Raw genomic sequence first — 3,827 nt, 5'->3', positions numbered from 1 at the left:
GATGTGCTTGTTCCTGTGTTTCTCCAGGGACAAGCGGTGATGCACGATTTCCGCATGGCCTACAGTGAAGTCCAGTGGGACTGGTCTTATATTCAGAAACTTGAAGAGAATGACGCAGTTCGTAATGCAAGGACGACTGGAGTGGGTCATGCCTGGGCGGCCACATCAGTTGATTCATTAAGTTTTGAAACCGGATTCCCTGCATCACGTGTTGAGAACGCTCCAGAACTCAGGCATCGGGATCTGGGCATTGAACTAATGATTGAAGATCCCAGTGATTTTGTGCTCAGTTTTGAAGGGCCGAGTGAAGACGATCTGTGCAGCAAGCTCGCCAAGCTATTGGTGAGTAATGAAAAGCAGGCAAGGGAGTCAGCACGGCGGGCGGCCTCTCGAAGCGAAGTAAAAGACCCTGTTGAATACACTGAGCAATTGATGAAGAACCCGCTCGAGCATGCACTGGAGGCTACCGCACCAGATCCGGTGGATGCCGGTGAGGAGAGTGAGGTGGCGAACATTCTTGAGCTCTCCTGCCCCCAAGGGGCAGATCTTTTGCAGCATCTCCGCTCGCAGAGGGGGGTTGTCTGCGTAGCTATCCCGGATCCATTGTTCAGGCTGCGCCACTCGTTGGCGCAGCTTCAATTGGCGCTTCACTATCTTGACGCTCTTGATGTATCCATACAGGAAAGACCGCTGGTTCATTCAGCAATGCTGATACGTCAGACGGTATTTGATCCGAATGCATCCGACTCAACTGGTCAGCTTAGAAAGCTGCGGGCCGCAGTAGATCAGGACAAACTCCACAAAATCCTAGAGCAATCAGAACGCCGAACGATACTTCACAGCATAGAGGGTCATCTAACCAAGCTCGAAATGCTAGTTGCTAGCGGTGAGTTTGATTTGGTCTGCGGTGACTATCTCCATCATAGAGGGCTCGGGCCATGCGAGGCATTCTCTCTTCATGCGGGCCTGCTGGATATTTTTCAGCAATTACCAGGTGTATTTAGAGCGCAGGGTGTGGAAGAGCCAATTACTCTGTCTCGTGTCCTGAAGCTGGGTCTGGAAAAGAGTTCTCTGATTGACGCTTTGGCTAACGGGGAATGCGAAGAAGATGACCGGTCGTTGCTGGCGCAGTTAAGGGCACTATCTCGTCAGGGCGAGACCCTCACTGATCGGCACTTGAATGGGCTCGGTCTATCAGCCATCAGTACGATTGCTCAGCAACTAAAACATGAGGAGGCTGATTCCGGTACCAATGATGAAAGCTCCTCTCCTGTTTCTGTTGGCTCTGCAGGTACCGTTGCGGGGATGGTTGAAACTGCACTGAGTGGCTGGAGTGGCGCCGTTCTTAAGGTTATTGATCGGATACGTGAGAGTGGCGAATTGACGGCTATCAGGCTGGACCGAGTGTTTACCGCGGTCAGTGAAACGGCTGATATTGCGGATCCAAAGCTTGGTGGTGAATTAAGAGTGATGCGCAGGGATGCCGTTGACCTGACGCGTTACAGCATTGTCGGCGTTCATGGAAAAGGCCTCTCGTATGGATTGACCGATGCTGACCTCCAGAGTGAAGCGTTGACAAGGCGTAACGACTACCTTTTCGCTGATCGAGTTGATGCGGCGGGTAAAAAGGTTGCGTCAACGAGTCCGGCAAGGCTTGCGGATGAGGTTGGTGAGGCTGTAGTTAAAGCTGCTGCCCACACTTGGGTGTTTGTCTTGCCGATTGATCATCCCGAAGCTGTGAAGTTCAGTGCGTGGAAATTTGATTGGGCTAATAAGGCTAAGGCTGTTGCGGATGGGCCGGGCTTGTCCCGGGTTTTGGTGGGGTTAGCTGCATTTAACGTTGTCTCCGAAATGTTGAATTTGAAGCAAGCAAAGCCAGAAGAGGTTGGCTACGGTCTTACGAAATTTGTGGGTGCAGGATTAGATCTTTCCGCCGCATTGATGAAGCTTCACGCGGTTAATTCCCCCGCCGAAAGTAAATTGGTTTCGAAAGTTATATTGAGGCCGCTTTTTGAGGTGAGGTCTATACCAGTGCTTGGCCCTTTAGTTCAGCAAAAGCTCATGAAGGATGGCGCAAGTACTATTGTACGTTCTATGTCGTTGGTGAATTTCTTCGCGGCTAGTTTTATGGTGACCGTAAGCGCCTGGGACGTTCGTAATAGTGTTAGTCGTGGAGATATGGACGCCGCTTTAGGCCATGCACTAGCAGTAATCGGTGGTAGTGTTTTCGCATTTTCAAAATTAATGACCGGTATGTTGTTGGTGCCTGGTTGGGGGTGGGCTTTGTTGGGTTTGGGGTTGGTTTTAGGTGGTAGTATATATGCTGCTGTTTCCACTGATAGTGAGATAGAGCAGGTGCTGAAAAGAGGGCCTTTGGGCATTGGCCCAAGTCATGCGGGGCTGCCAGATGATGATGTCCTTTACTATGCCCAACTTCTTACCTTATTCGCTCCTATAAGTATTTCGGCTAAGCGTTATGATAATCTAAGTGATAGTGAAAAGAGAATGTTTTCGGATAACGAGACTTCCCAAAATGATTATAGAATAACGCTTAAGTCCCCGATAATTAGTAGATTTAAAATCGATAAAGTTGGTCATAAAAAAAATAATACAGGCGAGAGAGTTCAACATCCAAGTTTAAGGCTCGGTGTTCAAGAATTAGAATATACTCACAGCACTGTTCAGACATCAAAAACCGACGCGTGGAATTTGGAAAATTACAGATTGAGCAAAAGTACTCCGTTGAAGAGGATTAAAAGCTGGGTCGCCGTTCCTGAACAAAATGCAGTGCATTTTCTGGTTGAAAGAAACTTGGTTGGAGGCGAAATCGAAACGTATGAATATCGTGAACGACGAACCATTAGCCTAAGAGTTGTGATGCAGGCGTATATTACAAGTGAAATTGGGGAATTTCGGTATCCGACTCCGGCGTTGGATGAATACAAACCGTTCGATTCTAAGCATCACGCTGTACTGCCAGGTAAGAAAAAAAATGTACTGAACCCGTTCGATAACGATCCGGTTCCGTATTGGATAATTAAAGAGGTTGCACTTTGAGTAACGATGATAAAAAAAGAAGCTATCAGAATTGGAGAGGATCGGGAGATAAGGTTCCTCCTGTTCCTGATGCTACGAAAAAAAATAGAAAACGTGCTGGTCAGGATCTACAACCTGTTGGCGATTACGCAGGTATCGATCCCTATTACCGTATTAGCGATGATGTTGGGGAAGTTCAAAACAAAGATAAGATTGACCCAGAAGCTTTTCAGTCCGGTAACTGGTGGTGGAATCATCGTCAGATTCGTTTCTTGAGTGGCAAGGCGTTTCTCGGCCTTTCAGCAGTTCTATTATTCGTACCCTATGCATGGGGTGGATTGATTTTGATTGGTGGTGCATGGTGGTTTTATTATTGGTTGTATCAATGGGTCGTTGAAGCCAACGATATTGTATTTATGCTGGTAATGTTAGTTGGAGTTGTCGTTTGGCTACCACTTTCGATTCTTATCCTGATAAAGACTATGCCCGTGGTCATGGGCAGCGTTGCTCTATTACTGAGGCCGTTCGACAAATTTCTTGGTAAGCTCTTGGACAGAAGTCATAAGGCGGGTGAAAGCTACTTCAGCCGAGAGACCGGTCAGGTCAGTTTTGCCTTGCCAGGCGGAAAAAAGTTGACAGCCCCCTTCGAGGAATATGATGCCTACGTGGAGCGCGTCGTTGAAGCCGGCGGTATCTTCTACCGCCTGATGTTCGTGCATCGCTACACCGCCAAACAATTCAGCCAGACGTCCCTGAGCCGGGTAGAGCCCACGAAAGAAGAGGTAATGGCG

Annotated in this window: 2 protein-coding genes; both read left to right on the top strand. The window is 48.3% G+C overall.

The features are described from left to right. Nucleotides 1-54: 54 nt before the first annotated feature. A complete protein-coding gene (locus B2R29_RS05020) occupies nucleotides 55-3,057 on the top strand; it encodes a hypothetical protein (protein ID WP_301180062.1) in 3,003 nt (1,000 codons plus the stop codon). Next, nucleotides 3,054-3,827, top strand: a 774-nt coding sequence (locus B2R29_RS05015) for a hypothetical protein (RefSeq protein WP_301180061.1), incomplete at its 3' end; no start/stop codon positions are given. The genes B2R29_RS05020 and B2R29_RS05015, both read left to right, overlap by 4 nt.

The sequence above is a fragment of the Thalassolituus sp. UBA3500 genome, from assembly GCF_002377545.1.
In the GTDB taxonomy this organism is placed as follows: Bacteria; Pseudomonadota; Gammaproteobacteria; order Pseudomonadales; family Oceanobacteraceae; genus Thalassolituus.
Note: the sequence above shows the minus strand (reverse complement) of the source record. Positions and strands in the feature narration are given on the sequence as shown.

Excerpts from the sequence above, each read along its gene's own strand:
- B2R29_RS05020 (WP_301180062.1), top strand. The coding sequence starts at position 55 with ATGGCCTACAGTGAAGTCCAGTGGGACTGGTCTTATATTCAGAAACTT.